This window comes from Psychroserpens damuponensis, from assembly GCF_000826655.1.
Classification (GTDB): Bacteria; Bacteroidota; Bacteroidia; order Flavobacteriales; family Flavobacteriaceae; genus Psychroserpens; species Psychroserpens damuponensis.
This window is the reverse complement of record NZ_JXJO01000017.1, coordinates 238,704-255,260: the sequence shown is the minus strand read 5'-3', so window position 1 is coordinate 255,260 and position 16,557 is coordinate 238,704. Positions and strand designations below refer to the sequence as shown.

12 protein-coding genes and 1 tRNA gene are annotated in these 16,557 nt (G+C 32.7%); 12 read left to right on the top strand and 1 reads right to left on the bottom strand.

Annotated elements, in window-relative coordinates:
• Positions 1–179: 179 nt before the first annotated feature.
• The 8 genes from dnaE (at position 180) to TD29_RS09855 (ending at position 10,851) form a co-directional block, all read left to right on the top strand.
• Entirely contained in the window at positions 180–4,568 is a 4,389-nt protein-coding gene (dnaE, locus tag TD29_RS09885; RefSeq protein ID WP_040280392.1) for a DNA polymerase III subunit alpha, read from the top strand.
• A gap of 150 nt (positions 4,569–4,718) precedes the next feature.
• On the top strand, positions 4,719–5,036 hold the full coding sequence (gene trxA, locus TD29_RS09880; protein WP_040280391.1) for a thioredoxin: 318 nt from the start codon (positions 4,719–4,721) through the stop codon (positions 5,034–5,036).
• A 227-nt stretch (positions 5,037–5,263) separates the two neighbouring features.
• Positions 5,264–5,806: a ClpP family protease gene (locus TD29_RS09875; protein WP_040280390.1), complete on the top strand. Its 543-nt coding sequence runs from the start codon at positions 5,264–5,266 to the stop codon at positions 5,804–5,806.
• A 150-nt stretch (positions 5,807–5,956) separates the two neighbouring features.
• Entirely contained in the window at positions 5,957–6,886 is a 930-nt protein-coding gene (locus tag TD29_RS09870; RefSeq protein ID WP_040280389.1) for a DUF58 domain-containing protein, read from the top strand.
• A 75-nt stretch (positions 6,887–6,961) separates the two neighbouring features.
• Positions 6,962–7,035, top strand: a tRNA-Asp gene (locus TD29_RS09865).
• An 823-nt stretch (positions 7,036–7,858) separates the two neighbouring features.
• The gene (locus TD29_RS18525; protein WP_161792617.1) at positions 7,859–8,029 is read left to right on the top strand and encodes a hypothetical protein; all 171 of its coding nucleotides are present in this window, start codon (positions 7,859–7,861) and stop codon (positions 8,027–8,029) included.
• Positions 8,030–8,179: 150 nt separating this feature from the next.
• The gene (locus TD29_RS09860; protein WP_152611496.1) at positions 8,180–10,177 is read left to right on the top strand and encodes a tetratricopeptide repeat-containing sensor histidine kinase; all 1,998 of its coding nucleotides are present in this window, start codon (positions 8,180–8,182) and stop codon (positions 10,175–10,177) included.
• 5 nt (positions 10,178–10,182) lie between these two features.
• Positions 10,183–10,851 (top strand): response regulator, encoded by a 669-nt coding sequence (locus TD29_RS09855; protein ID WP_040280386.1) that lies wholly within the window; start codon positions 10,183–10,185, stop codon positions 10,849–10,851.
• Positions 10,852–11,097: 246 nt separating this feature from the next.
• Here TD29_RS09855 and TD29_RS09850 read toward each other — a convergent pair whose 3' ends face one another.
• Entirely contained in the window at positions 11,098–11,598 is a 501-nt protein-coding gene (locus tag TD29_RS09850; protein ID WP_040280385.1) for a DUF456 domain-containing protein, read from the bottom strand.
• A 183-nt stretch (positions 11,599–11,781) separates the two neighbouring features.
• Between TD29_RS09850 and TD29_RS09845 the strand changes: the two genes are divergently transcribed.
• The 4 genes from TD29_RS09845 to TD29_RS09830 are packed head-to-tail and all read left to right on the top strand — an operon-like array spanning position 11,782 to position 16,523.
• The gene (locus TD29_RS09845) at positions 11,782–12,648 is read left to right on the top strand and encodes a DUF4350 domain-containing protein (RefSeq protein WP_052467070.1); all 867 of its coding nucleotides are present in this window, start codon (positions 11,782–11,784) and stop codon (positions 12,646–12,648) included.
• 44 nt (positions 12,649–12,692) lie between these two features.
• On the top strand, positions 12,693–13,055 hold the full coding sequence (locus TD29_RS09840) for a BlaI/MecI/CopY family transcriptional regulator (protein ID WP_040280384.1): 363 nt from the start codon (positions 12,693–12,695) through the stop codon (positions 13,053–13,055).
• Between the two features lies 1 nt (position 13,056).
• Positions 13,057–15,384 carry a M56 family metallopeptidase gene (locus tag TD29_RS17920; protein ID WP_084203439.1) on the top strand — a complete coding sequence of 776 codons (2,328 nt, stop codon included), beginning with the start codon at positions 13,057–13,059 and terminating at the stop codon, positions 15,382–15,384.
• Positions 15,384–16,523, top strand: a complete 1,140-nt coding sequence (locus TD29_RS09830) for a tetratricopeptide repeat protein (protein ID WP_040280383.1) — start codon at positions 15,384–15,386, stop codon at positions 16,521–16,523. Before TD29_RS17920 ends, TD29_RS09830 begins: the two co-directional genes overlap by 1 nt.
• The last annotated feature ends 34 nt before the right edge of the window (positions 16,524–16,557 follow it).

Sequence of the window (16,557 nt, the reverse complement as noted above, 5' to 3'; positions counted from 1 at the left end):
GATTTTTTTTGTTCAAAAGTGTTCATAACTTCACTTTATAAAAAAGGAGTTTCTTCGTAATTTTATACACTAGCTTTTTTTTGAAAAAATTCAATAGAATAAGCCCTTTTGTACAAAAATATACTTTCAAAGTTTTGCAATTCTGCGGCTTTGTGAGATAATAAATAGCTCAAAATCGTATGTATTTAATTTTTGATACCGAAACCACTGGTTTACCAAAACGTTGGGATGCTCCAATTACAGATATTGATAATTGGCCAAGATGTATTCAAATTGCTTGGCAATTACATGATGAGATGGGTAAATGTATCGAACATCAAGATTATTTGGTGAAACCTGACGGATTTAATATCCCGTATGATGCTGAGAAAATTCATGGGATTTCTACCGAATTAGCCCAAGAGCAAGGTGTCTCACTTCAAGAGGTTTTAGAGAAATTTAATGCCGCACTTTCAAAAACCAAATTTGTTGTTGGTCAAAATGTGAAGTTTGACCTCAATATTATGGGAGCCGAGTTTGTAAGAGGTGGCCTTGATAATCAACTTCAAGAGCTCCCGGTTTTAGATACTTGCACTGAGCACACTGCATCGCTATGTCAAATTCCTGGTGGTCGCTACGGAAAGTTTAAACTACCAACCCTTACCGAATTACACCAATTTTTATTTGATAAGCCATTTTCCGAAGCACACAATGCCACGGCAGATGTTGAAGCAACCACACGTTGCTTTTTTGAATTGGTACGTTTGGAAGAATATACACAGGAGCAACTAGACGTTCAGCCTGATTATTTTCAAAATTTTAAAGAGTCGAATCCACAAACGATTCAGCTTATTGGTTTAAAGCATATCAATCTTAAAAAGGAAAGTGCTAAAATTAATGAGCGACTCCAAAAGTTACAAGCAGTTGATATTTCCGAAGAGAAAATAAAAGCAAACATTTCGGGTCTAGCAGATGTTGACTTTGTTCACCTTCACAACCATTCGCAATTCTCGGTATTACAGTCTACTATTAGTATTTCTGATCTTGTTAACGTGGCTGGTTCACACAATATGCCAGCTGTGGCACTGACAGATCATGCCAATATGATGGGTGCTTTTCATTTTGTTAAAGCGGTAAATAATTATAATAAAGCCGTAAAACCAAAAATTGACGAGGCCAAAGAAAGAGGAGAAACAACGGTTTTAAAAGAAATTAAACCCATCATAGGTTGTGAGTTTTTTGTGTGTGAAGATCATACCAATAAATCTAGAAAAGACAATGGCTATCAAATTGTTTTAATAGCCAAAAATAAAGCAGGATATCACAATCTTGCCAAATTATCGTCGCATGCTTTTGTTGATGGATTTTACTACTTACCACGAATTGATAAAAAGCTTATACAACAATATAAAGAAAACCTCATTTGCTTAACAGGAAACCTTTATGGTGAAGTACCAAGTAAGGTGTTAAATGTTGGAGAAAATCAAGCAGAAGAAGCATTATTATGGTGGAAACAGGAGTTTGGTGATGATTTGTACATTGAATTAATGCGTCACAATCAAGAGGATGAAAATCGAGTAAATCCTGTGTTGATTGAGTTTTCTAAAAAACATGATGTCAAATTAGTTGCATCAAATAACACGTATTATTGCAAAAAAGCTGATGCCAATGCACATGATATTTTGTTGTGTGTAAAGGATGGTGAAAAGCAATCTACTCCTATTGGTCGTGGTCGTGGTTATCGCTACGGAATGCCAAATCAAGAATATTATTTTAAGTCTTCAGATGAGATGAAATCTCTATTTAAGGATGTGCCTGACGCGATTTCTAATATACAAGAAGTTGTTGATAAAGTTGAGGCATATCAATTAGCTAGAGATGTTTTATTGCCAGCCTTTGATATTCCTGAAGAGTTTAAAGATATTGCAGATGAGGCAGACGGTGGAAAACGAGGCGAAAATGCATTTCTAAAGCACCTTACTTTTGAAGGTGCTAAAAAAAGATATGGTGAAGAGCTTAGCGAAGAAGTTGTTGAACGACTAGATTTTGAGCTGAGTGTAATCGAAAACACAGGATATCCAGGTTACTTTCTAATTGTAGAGGATTTTATTAGAGAAGCTCGTAAAATGGATGTTTCTGTAGGTCCTGGTCGTGGATCTGCAGCAGGATCTGTAGTCGCTTACTGCCTTTGGATTACAAATATTGATCCCTTAAAGTACGATTTACTTTTTGAGCGTTTCTTAAATCCAGATCGTGTGAGTATGCCAGATATTGATATCGATTTTGATGATGAAGGTAGAAGTCGTGTCATGGATTATGTGATAGATAAATATGGCTCTAGTCAAGTGGCTCAAATTATTACCTACGGTACAATGGCTGCAAAATCATCAATTCGTGATACAGCACGAGTTCTAGATTTGCCATTATTTGAAGCCGATCGTATTGCTAAGCTTATTCCTACCATGTCAAAACTGAATAAGATTTTTGGCCTATCGGAAAAAGAACTGGGAAGTAAATTTAGAGCAGAAGATTTAGAAAAAGTTAATGAACTACTCAATATTGCAGATGGTGAAGGTCTTGATGCCGAAACAGTAAACCTTGCAAGATCATTGGAGGGTTCTGTTAGAAATACAGGAATACATGCTTGTGGTGTAATTATTACACCAGATGATATTACCAAGTTCGTACCTGTTTCATTGGCAAAAGATTCAGATTTGTATGTCACACAATTTGATAACTCGGTAGTAGAAGATGCAGGTTTGCTTAAGATGGATTTCTTGGGATTAAAAACCTTGACCTTAATTAAAGATACCGTTAAAATTGTTAAGGCAAAACATGATATTTTATTAGATCCTGAAAATTTCCCATTAGACGATGAAAAAACATATGAGCTATTTCAAAGAGGAGAAACGGTTGGTGTATTTCAATATGAATCACCAGGAATGCAAAAACACCTTAGAGAATTAAAACCTACGGTTTTTGAAGATCTTATTGCAATGAATGCCTTGTATCGTCCTGGTCCAATGGAGTATATACCAAGTTTTACAAGACGTAAACATGGTGACGAAGATATTGAGTACGATTTGCCAGCCATGGAAGAATACCTCAAAGAAACCTATGGTATTACAGTCTACCAAGAGCAAGTAATGCTCTTGTCACAAAAATTAGCAGATTTTACCAAAGGTGAAGCCGATGTATTGAGAAAGGCTATGGGTAAAAAGCAAATTGCAGTTTTGGATAAAATGAAACCAAAATTTATTGAGCAAGCAAGTGCAAAAGGTCATGATGCTAAAGTTCTAGAAAAGGTTTGGAAAGATTGGGAAGCCTTTGCAAGTTATGCCTTTAATAAATCTCACTCTACTTGTTATGCATGGATCGCTTACCAAACTGCGTATTTAAAAGCTCATTATCCTGCAGAATATATGGCAGCAGTATTATCTAATAATATGAATGATATCAAGCAAGTCACCTTTTTTATGGAAGAGTGTAAACGCATGAAACTTCCTGTGCTTGGGCCTGATGTCAATGAAAGTTATTATAAATTTTCTGTAAACAAAGATAATGCAGTGCGTTTTGGGATGGGAGCCATTAAAGGTGTTGGTCATGGAGCCGTAATGACCATTGTAGATAACAGAAAAGAAGATGGAAATTACAAGTCTATTTTTGATATTGCAAAGCGTATTGACTTACGTGCTGCGAATAAAAAAGCATTTGAAAACTTGGCGTTAGCAGGAGGTTTTGATTGTTTTGCAGAGACACATCGTGCACAATATTTTCAAAAAGAAGGTAGTGATTTAACCTTTTTAGAAAAGGCGATAAAGTATGGTGCTAAACATCAAGAAAATGAAAACTCAGCACAGGTAAGTCTATTTGGCGCTGCGAGTAATGTTGAAATTGCAGAGCCTTTAGTGCCACCTTGTGAAACTTGGGGTACTATGGAAAAATTAGCCCAAGAACGGGAAGTTGTAGGTGTTTATATCTCTGGTCATCCATTAGATGATTTTAGAACAGAAATGAATAATTTTTGTACAGGAACTATTGCCGATTTTAATGATTTAAATACGCATGTTAATAAAGAAATCATATTTGGTGGTGTTGTCACAGATGTGATACATCGTGTAAGCAAACAAGGTAAAGGTTGGGCAATGTTTACTATTGAAGATTATACAGATACCTTTGAGTTCCGCATATTTGGTGAAGATTATCTAAAACACCGTATGTTTTTGGTTAAAAACACATTTGTTTATGTCAAGACTTTCGTTCGTGAAGGTTGGGTAAACAGAGATACTGGGAAAAAGAGTGACCCTAGGTTGCAATTTAATAGTTTTCAATTGCTACATGATGTAATGGAGAAAAGTGTTCGAAAAATTTCAATTCAGCTCAATATAAAGGAGTTAGAGTCTGAAAAAATTCAACAGTTAAAAGATTTAATGTCTATGCATCCTGGAAGCCATTTATTAAACTTTGTAGTGTATGATAATAGAGATAAAATTAAACTAGAAATGTCTAGTAGAATGCAAAAAGTTAAGGTAACTCAAGAATTGTTGAGTGCCTTAGATGAAGATCATATTTATTATAAGTTGAATTAATGATGTAGACGTTTTTTATTAAACTATATAATATATCCAATCAATAGCCTCATAATCAAAACAAATACTGCTACTGTAAGGTTTGGTAAAATTTTTGACTAATTTTGTGTAATAAATAAAACTGAAGTTAAACAATAAGACAATATAATTATGGCATTAGAAATAACAGATGCGAATTTTGAAGAAACAGTATTAAAGAGCGATAAGCCAGTAATGGTAGATTTTTGGGCTGCATGGTGTGGACCATGTAGAATGGTTGGACCAATCATTGACGAAATTAGTACAGAGTATGACGGTAAAGCTGTTGTAGGTAAAGTTGATGTTGATGCAAATCAAGAATTTGCTGCCAAATATGGTGTTCGTAACATCCCAACAGTATTAATTTTCCAAAATGGAGAAGTAGTTGGTCGTCAAGTAGGAGTAGCACCAAAAAATGCTTATTCTGAAGCTATCGACGCTTTACTATAAAATATAATTCATAAAGAATTGATAAAAGGTTTGTCAGTATGGCAAACCTTTTTTTATTTTTATACTCATGCTAATTAGGTTTCAGGATAATTTCACTCCTTTATGTTGTCTAGGCACAACTCTATTTATGGTTTTAACTTTAAACCAAAAAAGGAAAGATAAATTTAAAACTCAAGAAAGCTAATTAGATGCAGTATATTTAATATTAAGACATAAGACAAACATATATGAGTAAGCAAGCAAAAACGCAAGACTTAATTGACAGTAAATTATTAGAAGAGCGCAAAGTATTTCTTTGGGGAATGGTAGATGATAAATCGGCAAAACATGTGATAGACCGTTTAATGTATTTAGACTCGTTAGAGACCAAGGACATCCATTTATACATAAATAGTCCAGGAGGTTATGTAACATCTGGTTTTGCAATGTACGACTGCATTAAATCACTCAACAGTGATGTCTCTACAATATGTACAGGTTTGGCCGCATCAATGGGATCTATATTATTATCTGTTGGTACAAAAGGAAAACGCTTTATCCAACCACACGCTAGAGTAATGATTCACCAACCAAGTGGTGGAGCACGTGGTCAAGCCAGTGATATTGAAATTACAGCTCAAGAAATTTTAAAAACGAAAGAATTAAGTGCTAAAATTTTAGCAGATAATTGCGGTCAAGATTTTGACAAAGTCATGAAAGATTTTAATCGTGATCATTGGATGGGAGCAGAAGAATCTAAAGCCTACGGTATTGTAGACGGTATTATCTAAACTGTTTTTTTTCTTCGGAAAGTTTAAAATTCACAAAGTAGCGTCAGGAATATAAAAAAGCCGGCCAGATGCAGTATTAATTAATAAGAAATGGATTTTCTCTATGGAGAAATTGACCTTAAAAGGTTTCCGTTTCTACGGGAAATAAATATGAACCTACAAGCAGAACTCAATAAAGCAGGAGGCTTTAAAAACCTAGAATTACTCGCAAAGCAAGTGGTTGAAGGTTTTATTGCAGGTATGCATAAAAGTCCGTTTCACGGGTTCTCAGCAGAGTTTGCCGAACATAAAATCTATAATCAAGGTGAAAGCACACGCCATATTGATTGGAAACTTTACGCAAAAACAGACAAGTTGTATACCAAGCGCTATGATGATGAAACCAATTTGCGTTGTCATCTTATTGTAGATAATAGTAGCTCCATGCATTACCCTGATATTAAAGACTTTGCCATAGGTAATTTAAACAAAATTGGGTTTTCTGCTTTAGCTTCCGCAGCATTAATGCATATATTAAAAAAACAGCGAGATGCCGTTGGTTTAAGCGTTTATAGTGATGCATATGATTATTACGCTCCAGAAAAGGGAAGTGAACGTCATCATCAAATGTTATTGGCAGAGTTGAGTAAAATGGTCGTTTCTAAACCTCTTAATAAGCAAACTGAAACGTATACGTACTTGCACCAAATTGCAGAAAATATTCATAGACGGTCGCTTATTTTCTTTTTTACAGATATGTTTCAAACGTCAACTGATAGCATAAAACTATTTGAAGCCTTAAGACATCTCAAGCATAATAAACACGAAGTTGTCTTATTTCATGTTATTGATAAAAAAAAAGAGTTAAAGTTTGATTTTGATAATTCACCAAAGCGATTTATTGATGTTGAAACCAATGAATTCATAAATTTATATCCTGACACCGTAAAAGAAGGTTATCAAAGTGCTGTGAATGATTATTTTAAGAGTATAAAATTAAAGTGTGGTCAATATCAAATTAAATATGTTGAGGCAGATATTAACACATATTTTGACAAGATTTTGACAACCTATATGGTGGAGCGACAAAAATTTATTTAATTTTTTTTAAAAATCTTTGAAAAAGGTTTGTGATATTAAAAATCAAGTGTATATTTGCCCTCGCAATAAAGCAACGGTCTGGTAGTTCAGCTGGTTAGAATGTCGCCCTGTCACGGCGAAGGTCGCGGGTTCGAGTCCCGTCCAGACCGCTAAAAAAATTGCAACTAAAGCTTCAAGAAATTGAAGCTTTTTTTAAGCAGTTTAAAGACGTTGTGTTGTTCTCAGAGAAATCTGAGAAGTTGTGAGAAACTCATTGTTGTTGAGTTCTTACCAATGAGAAGCTTTCCTTTTTTCTTAATTGAAAATCGGGATGCTTTTTTGTTTTAAGACGGTTTTAAGTGACAGTTTCCAATTAATGAGCTACAACTATGCAAGACTTAATTAAAACCTTTAATTCTATTGATTTTTACTCCTATTTCCTTTTTATTCAATTTTATTTATAGAATAGATTAGCAAAGCGACAATCATATTGTTGTTTACTTCATAATTATATGCATCAAATATTTTAAGATTAAAAGTTTAACTACATCATACAGATTTGCAAATCCATTGTGAAAAAAAAATTTTTTTAGTGCTATGATCAATTTGTCAAACAAAGGGAGTTTAAAACGCACAAATAATTATCGTACGAATTGAAGGTTCGATAATAAGCTTATCAACAAGTTATCAACAGCTTTTAGAGGGCTAATCGTATTTAATCGGTAGAATATTGCATTTTGTCGGATTTTTATTTGCAGGTTTCCAAAAATGTATTATTTTTGAACTCTTCATAAGCCCTAATTAAACTTATAAAGAAATTTTTTTTAATCCATTTTAGCTTTTAAATGTCGTTGACATTTAAAAATCCCTCAATTTTTTTTGCATTATATGCTTAAATATTAATAAGCCTTACATCCCTATGTATTGGTATGATATAAGCATCTAATTATTAACATAACTAAATTGAATATATAATCCCTAAAATTGATTAACATGAAGACCCTTAAAATTACACTACTACTATTAGCAGTATTATTATTAACAGTATCTGGACAAAGCAGTGATGCAATAGCAGATACTAATCAAGAAGATGTACAAACGTATAACAAAACAGATTTGTTAGCGCATACGAGAAAAGGAATAAAATTACCGAATAACGGGTAAAACTTCTTTACTTTAAAAAACTAAAGCCCATATTTAAAATGTTAAATATGGGCTTTTTTAATGGAGAGTTACCTTGTTATAAATCAATAAAATATTCTAACTTTGAGATTATATTGAAATAATCTTTTGAAATACATAACACGATACTTATTGGCTTTTATTTTTTTGTTAATGTGTGCACGTGCATATGGGCAAAAATCTACTATTGATAGTGTTATGAGTATGAGAGAATTATCTGAGGATAAATCGTTGCCTATTGAGGAGCGAATTTCTTTTGGAGTTCAAGCAAGTGAATTAGCGCAACAAACAGAAATTGACTCTTTAATACTAACGAGTAACCGTAATTTGTCATATTTATATCTCCTTTCTGGAGAATATGAAACCTTTCGTTCTTCGAGTGTTATTAATCTTGAATTAGCTCAAAAACTTAAAGACTCTATAGGTATAGCTTCTACAAATAACCAATTAGGTTGGTATTATTACCTTATAAAAGGTGATAATATTGCATCATATAATTACTATTTAAACGCACTTAAGTATTACGAAGCTTTAGGGAAGTTAGAGGAAAAAGCTGGTGTTCTTTCTAGTATCGCTACCATACAAGATGATGAGAAAGATTATTTAAGAAGTGAGCAAAACGCCATAGAAAGTTTAAAAGTAATTCATACCATTAAAGAGACTAAAGGAATCTCGCTTTATGAAGAAGAATATATTTGTTTGAATTTGTTAGGTATAGTGTCTCTAAAACTCGAAAATTATGATAAAGCTTTAGAGTATCATTGGGAGGCACTCGAGTTAACCAAAAAGTTAATAAATAGAGAAGACTTGTGGCTTCAGTCTAAAAATAATTTAGCAATCACGTATCGCTCTAAAGGTGATTTGATAAAAGCTTTAGAGATATATAATGAAATCATTGACGAGAATGATAGTTATAATGAAGATCCATTAGTCATTGTAAATAGAACATTTACCAAATTTATGATTGGTAATTATGATTATATTGAATTAGAAAGTGAGTTTAAGCGAGCTTTAAAAATTTCTAATGATATAGAAGATGACTATTCTAAACTTTCAGCATCAATTGATTTAGCCAAATTTTATATGGCAAATGATAAAAATAATCTTGCCAAACATCATGCGGAGGAGAGTTATCGTATTTCAAAAGAAATCCCGATAAACGATTTATATCTAGAGTCCATGTTGTTATTGTCAAAACTCACCAAAGGAGAAGTGAGTAAATCTTATTTGGAAGATCATATAAAGTTAAACGACAGCTTACTTAAAGTTGAACGCAATGTTAGGAATAAACTGGCAAGAATAGAGTTTGAAACTGATAAGGTAGTTCAAGAAAACCAGAAGATGTCTCAGCAGCTTATTTGGTTATTAGCCATTTTAGGCAGTCTATTTGTGACCTCTGTATTAATCTATATCATCATTACCCAACGTACAAAAAACAAAGAATTGAAGTTTGAGCAAAATCAACAAAAAGCAAACGAGGAAATTTATAACCTCATGTTGTCTCAACAAGATAAGGTTGATGAAGCTAGAGCCAATGAGAAAATAAGAGTTTCAAAGGAACTACATGATGGTATTCTTGGACGATTATTTGGTACCAGGCTCAGTTTGGATAGTTATAATTTTTCCGAAGGTAAAGAAGCCATCCAAAAACGAGCCACATATATTAGTGAACTTAAAATTATTGAGGATGATATTCGCAAAATCTCTCATGATTTAAATACAGATTTTGTGTCGGGCTCTGGATTTATGGACATAGTATCTGAGCTCATAGAGAAGCAAACAAGTGCATATCAATTACAATCGTCTTTTAATTTTACTGATGATATCAATTGGGAAATGGTGTCTAATAAAACTAAAATCAATGTTTATAGGATTATACAAGAGTCACTTCAAAATATCTATAAACACGCCAAGGCTAAGATGGTTAAAATTAGTTTTGAATTAAAAATTAATGTAATTTGCTTATCAATTATTGATGATGGTGATGGGTTTGATGTCAATAAAAGTAAAAAAGGAATTGGCATTAAAAATATTAATTCTAGAGTGAAGGAGGCTGAAGGGACGGCACAAATTCACTCTGTAGTAAAAAAAGGGACTGAGGTTATTATTACAATACCTTACAAAAATTAGACACAATGCAACAAATTCACATTTTAATGGTTGATGATCATCCAATCATTATAGAAGGGTATCAAAATACCTTGATGGCTACCAAAAAAGAAGATCAAACATTGGTTATAGATACGGCTAATACTTGTGATGCCGCTAATATGTTAATGCAAAAAGCTGCAAATGAACATCCTTATGATGTATGTTTTTTTGATATAAGTTTACCGCCTTCTGCTAATGGGAAAATTACTTCTGGTGAGGATTTAGCAAAAATATCGCGAAAAATAATGCCTCATGCTAAGGTGATTATTTTAACAATGTTTAATGAATCGTACCGTATTCATAATATTGTGAAAGAAATCAATCCTGATGGGTTTTTAATTAAAAGTGATTTAACCTCTAGTGAATTGGCTGAAGCCTTTCATCATATTTTAAATGATCCACCTTATTATAGTAGTACAGTGAGTAATTATTTAAACAAATCTGTAGTTAATGAAATCTATGTTGATGAAATAAACAGAAAGATTCTACACCTGCTATCTCAAGGGATTAAAACAAGAAGTTTAACCGAGCATATAGATTTGTCTATGAGTGCCATTGAAAAGCGTAAAAAACAACTCAAAATTTTATTCTCAATAAATGACGGTAAAGATGAATCGTTAATTACTGAAGCTCGAAAAAAAGGATTTCTTTAAAAAATACTGTTAAATTTTGCGTTTTTTCAATTCTTGAGTCGTCCTGAAACTACCGTTATTGCTGTAAACTACGGTTTTTCCGCATCAAGTTTACGGTTTTTCCGTAACAAAAAGTTCTAAACAATAGATATATTTGAACACATCAACAATGATTATTTTAATCCCTTTAAGTAATTTGTTGAATTAATAGCAAAAAAAACTAACCTAACATTTCTCAACAAGTGTTAGGTTTTTTTATGTAAAATGCTATTGAAAAAGGACTTCTTTATAATCAAAAAACTTCGCTATAAATAAACCTAAAAATAGCATTGCTATTACAAATTTAATAAAGGTTGAAGCTATAAACCCTAGAAAGGAGCCAAATGCAGCTTTAAGGGCTTTGTTGAATTCGGCTTTATTTAAAAGCTCTCCAATTAGCGCACCTAAAAAGGGACCAATAATGATTCCGGCAGGAATTGGCGCTATTAAACCTACTATTAATCCTATAGAAGTGCCCATTACTCCAGCTTTTGTGCCACCAAAACGTTTGGTTCCCATGGCAGGAATGATGTAATCTAAAATCCAAATCCCAACAGCTACGACTAAGGTAATGCCTAAAAATGTCCAATTCATTGGGACAACATCGGCTAGGTGAAAAATGAGTAAACCAATCCAACTGGTTAAAGGTCCTGGTAAAACTGGTAAAAAGCTACCTACGATTCCTAAAATCATAAAAAAAGCTGCTAACACAACTAAAAAAATGTCCATTATTAGTATTTAATATTCTATGTATAAGACGCAAAAGTGTTAAAAATGTTACATTTTCAAACTAAAAAATTAGTTTGAACTAAAGTTTTAGTTATATTTGAAACCTAAATACTTATTAAAATGGTCTTTATTAGGATTAAATGTATGCTATGTCTTTGTATATTGTGCTCTTCATATCTTGCTGTGGCTCAACAAGAAGTCGATACTACATTAGTGCCTCAAATAACAACACCGTTTTTTAAAAAAGATGAAGGGCCAACTGTTTTTATTGATGAATTACATAATAATTTTCATACCAAAGAGGACCGTTTTAAACCATTTAGTACGCTTTTAGAACGCGATGGCTATCAAGTAAAATCTTTAACAACCTATAAATTACTTCATAAAACAGATGTTTTAGTCATCTCAAATGCTATCAATTCTCAAAACTTACGCAATTGGCAACAGCCAATTTATGATGCTTTTTCTTCGGAAGACATACAAACTCTAAAAACATGGGTAGAACAAGGTGGACGATTACTCATCATTGCAGATCATATGCCTTTTTCGGGAGCAACAAACACGTTAGCCAATGCCTTTGGGTTTGATTTTTGTGACGGTTTTGCACAATTATCAAAACCAGAAGGAGCATCAGACATTTTTTCCGAAGAAAATAATAGACTACTAGTTTCTAAAATAACAGATGGTACTTATGGCAAATCCATACATAGTGTGACCACATTTATGGGATCTTCATTTCAAAAACCAGAAAAAGCCATTGGGATTTTAAAATTTAAAAAAGGAGATGTATGTGAGCAACCAGAAATTGCATGGCAATTTGAAGACGATACGCCTAGTAAAGATCTAGAAGATAGTTACCAAGGTGCAATTATGAATTTTGGTAAAGGCAAACTCGCCGTTTTTGGTGAAGCCGCACAATTTACAGCACAAACTATTACTAATGAAGACGGAGTATTTCATGTTGGATTTAATTCGGAAACCGCTCCAAATAACATTGATTTTCTAAGGAACTTAATGCTCTGGTTAAGCGCTAGTGAATCGAAAAAATAATAAAGTTTAATTAACAAGATTCCCAATTAAGTTGGGAAATAAATATGAAACAACTCACAAAAGCCGAAGAAGAAATCATGCAAGTCCTCTGGCAATTAGAAAAAGCTAATGTTAAAGACATTATTAATCAACTGCCCAATCCAAAACCTGCATACAATACAGTATCTACAATTGTAAGAATATTAGAAAATAAAGGCTTTGTAGATTATGAAAAACAAGGTAAAGGTCATATTTATTTCCCGCTTCTTAAAAAGCAGGAGTACAGCAATCAATCTATAAACAACCTAGTTGATAATTATTTTCAAGGCTCCTTTAAAAGTATGGTGTCCTTTTTTGTGAAAAAAAATGATGTCGATTTAAAAGATATGGAAGCCATTTTGAAAGACATTAATAAAACAAACCAATAGCATGTTACACTATATTTTACAAGTCGTTGCATTTCAATTACTGTTTTTAATCATCTATGATGTGTTTCTTCGGAAAGAGACGTTTTTCAATCTTAATCGCGTCTATTTATTGAGTACGTCAGTCTTATCTTTAGTCATACCGTTTATAAAAATTGAGCGCATTAAAGAAGTTGTAGCCAAAGATTTTGTGATTAGATTACCCGAAGTTCTTATAGGTGAAGCCACAAAACCAGCAAGTACAATTGATCCAATCATTGCAATGGAAGCAGGCATAAATTTAGAACCAAATTCAATGTCCATTTGGAACATCATTTTAATTTCTGGGATGTGTATGGCAGCACTGTTTTTAATTTATAAAATTGTTAAACTGTTGTTGTTAGTATCAAATAATCCAAAACGTTGGAGTGGTAATGTGGTGATTGTTTGTTTGTTAAATAGTACAAAAGCTTTTTCTTTCTTTCATTATATTTTTTTAGGAAACAGGCTGTCGCCAAAAGAAAGCGCTACCATTTTAGAGCACGAAATGATACATATTAATCAAAAACACTCATTAGACTTACTGTTTTTTGAACTCTTACGCATAGCGTTTTGGTTCAATCCTTTAGTTTATATGTATCAAAATAGAATGGCAACCCTTCATGAATATGTAGCAGACTCAAAAGCAGTAAAAGGTCAAAACAAACAAGCGTATTATGACAATTTACTAACCCAAGTTTTTGAGACCCAGCAGTTCTCATTTGTCAACCCATTTTTTAAACAATCATTAATCAAAAAACGAATAGTCATGTTAAGCAAATCAAAATCTCGCCAAATTAATTTGATCAAGTACGCCTTGTTAATTCCAATTGTATTTACAATGCTCGTGTATACCTCGTCTTATGCGCAGGAACATACAATCACATCTTCTTCGGAAATAGAACAACAAGACACTCAGGAGTTAACAGATGAAGAGTTGAAAGAAAAACTGTATCAAGAGTTAGTTGATATGGATAAAAGTGGAAAATCTTTTAAAGAAATTTTAGATTTTGTAATGTCAGGACGACGTAAATATGTGCAGTCCAAAGTTCAATATTTCAGATTTGAGGTATATATGAAATACTTATCAGATCAATCTATAAAGCGCAAATCTGAAGATGGTTCATTAACTAGTCAAGATTTTGAAAGTGAAGTGAAAGTGCTTTCAAAAATCAGAAAAACCTATAAAGAATATCTTGCATGGAAAAGAACTGAAGATGCTAAACAGATATGGGAAGCTGGTATTAAAGATGGAGCACTTAGATTATTTGTTGAAGACATAAATAATCTAACTTCCGAAGAAAAGAAAAAGCAAGACATACATTTAAAGCAATTAAAAACAGATGATAAGTATCACAAGCTCATCGTTTCAGATTACAACGATTCTAAAATTTATGACTTCGGAAAAGAGAAAGATTCCTTCAAATATACCAACTCAGATGATATCGAAATTATCGAGATTAAGGAAACAGAAATTCTTGATGCTTACTCAGAAGTCCCATTCTCAATCATAGAAGAAACACCAACCTTCGCATCTTGCGACGATTTAGAAACAAATGAAGAACGTAAAAAATGTATGAGTGATAACATTTCTAAACATGTTGCTAAAAATTTCAATACAAAACTTGCAGATAGTTTAGGCTTAGTTGGTAGACAACGTATCAATGTTATTTTTAAAATTAGTAAAGAAGGGCATGTTGTTGGTATTAAAGCTAGAGCGTCACATCCTGCATTAGAAGATGAAGCCGAACGTGTTGTTAAAAATTTGCCGCAAATGATACCAGGAAAACAAAAAGGTAAGGTAGTTACTGTACCTTATAATTTACCAATTGTGTTTCAGGTTAAAGGAGATCCAGTGCAACAAGATACAACCACAATTCAAGAAATAGAACACTTAGAAGATGTAAAAGAAAAACTCAAAAATGAAGATGAAATTCCTTTTGTAGCTATAGATAAAGCGCCTGTAGCTGAAAACTGTGAAAACGAAACAAATTTAGAAGCTGCAAAGAAGTGTTTTAGTAACTATATTTCTAAATATGTGAATAGAAATTTCGATTTAAATATGGCCTCTAAATTGGGTTTAAAAGGAAAACAACGCATCAATGTGATGTTTCAAATAGATAAAAGTGGCTCAATTATTAATACAAAAGCAAGAGCAGCACACCCAGATTTGGAAAATGAAGCAAAACGAGTGATTAATAGTTTGCCTCAGTTTAAACCAGGTGAAATGAATGGTAAACCAGTGATTGTTAATTATTCATTGCCTATAGTATTTCAAGTTCATGAAGACGTCAAAGAAAACAAGAAAAATTAATGCGATTATTTATACTATTTATAGTTGTGCTTTCATTTTTTAAATTGGAAGCGCAACCATCAACAATTAGTCAAGCTGATAGTTTATATAGTAATGGTAACTACAGCAAAGCAATAGACATTTATAAAACGTTCACTAGCCAAGATGAAGTCCATGCTAAAATCGCAAAATCTTATATGGCTTTAGGTAATTATGACAATGCTTTAAACTATTACAAACTAGCAGCAGAAGCCGATCCCAAAAACGGACTCATTTTATACGAATATGCCAGATTATTATCTAAAACCAAGAATTTTGAAACTTCAATAGAGGTGTTTAATCAATTAATGAATATCGATTACCGCAATCCCAATTATCATTACGAAATGGGATTAGCGCTAGAGCGCATGAAAGATGATTCTACTGCATTAAATAGATTTCGATCGGCTTATGATTTAGACCCAACCCATCAAAAAGCAATTTTTAAAATCGCTAAGCATTTTTTAATAAAGCGGAAACATCAAATCTCGCACAGCTATATAGATAAAGGTCTTGAGAGCTATGAAAATAATATAGAACTCATTAGCCTAAAAGCTCAAAATTACTATTACCAAGAGGATTACCACAATGCAAGAGATTGGTTTAAAAAACTAATTGCAATGGGAGAATCTTCTGAGTTTATTCATGAAAAATTAAGTACGCTTCATGCAGAGTTTGCAGATTATGAGTTGGCTATCGAGCAACGTAAATTGGTGTTAAAATACAATCCGTATAGTTCTGATGCCATGTTGTTAATTGGTAGTTATTACAATAGGCTCAAAGATTACATCAATGCCGAAAAATATGTTAAACAAGCGTTAGCGTTAAAAGATGTACCTCTAGATTATGAATATCAACTCTTGGGTACTGTTCTTAATAGACAAGACAAAAACAAAGATGCCATTGCCGCTTTTCAAAAATCGTTAAAAGAAAATCCCGAAAACATTAGCTCAGAGTTTTACATCATTTCTACAAAAGATAAATATTATGCAGATATAGATACGAAGATAAAAATGTACGAAGATTTTAGAGATAAACATCCAGATACCTTTTATTCTCAATTTGCATCAAGACGTATAACAGAGCTCAAAGAGGAGAAATTTACTAAGACTACTGACTAATAGAATCTAGTAGCTAAAAAAATTGTACTTTTCG

Bases quoted from the DNA above. Each gene is read 5' to 3' on its own strand.
- dnaE (WP_040280392.1), top strand. From the start codon at position 180: ATGTATTTAATTTTTGATACCGAAACCACTGGTTTACCAAAACGTTGG.
- trxA (WP_040280391.1), top strand. From the start codon at position 4,719: ATGGCATTAGAAATAACAGATGCGAATTTTGAAGAAACAGTATTAAAG.
- TD29_RS09875 (WP_040280390.1), top strand. From the start codon at position 5,264: ATGAGTAAGCAAGCAAAAACGCAAGACTTAATTGACAGTAAATTATTA.
- TD29_RS09870 (WP_040280389.1), top strand. From the start codon at position 5,957: ATGAACCTACAAGCAGAACTCAATAAAGCAGGAGGCTTTAAAAACCTA.
- TD29_RS18525 (WP_161792617.1), top strand. From the start codon at position 7,859: ATGAAGACCCTTAAAATTACACTACTACTATTAGCAGTATTATTATTA.
- TD29_RS09855 (WP_040280386.1), top strand. From the start codon at position 10,183: ATGCAACAAATTCACATTTTAATGGTTGATGATCATCCAATCATTATA.
- TD29_RS09850 (WP_040280385.1), bottom strand. From the start codon at position 11,598: ATGGACATTTTTTTAGTTGTGTTAGCAGCTTTTTTTATGATTTTAGGA.
- TD29_RS09840 (WP_040280384.1), top strand. From the start codon at position 12,693: ATGAAACAACTCACAAAAGCCGAAGAAGAAATCATGCAAGTCCTCTGG.
- TD29_RS17920 (WP_084203439.1), top strand. From the start codon at position 13,057: ATGTTACACTATATTTTACAAGTCGTTGCATTTCAATTACTGTTTTTA.
- TD29_RS09830 (WP_040280383.1), top strand. From the start codon at position 15,384: ATGCGATTATTTATACTATTTATAGTTGTGCTTTCATTTTTTAAATTG.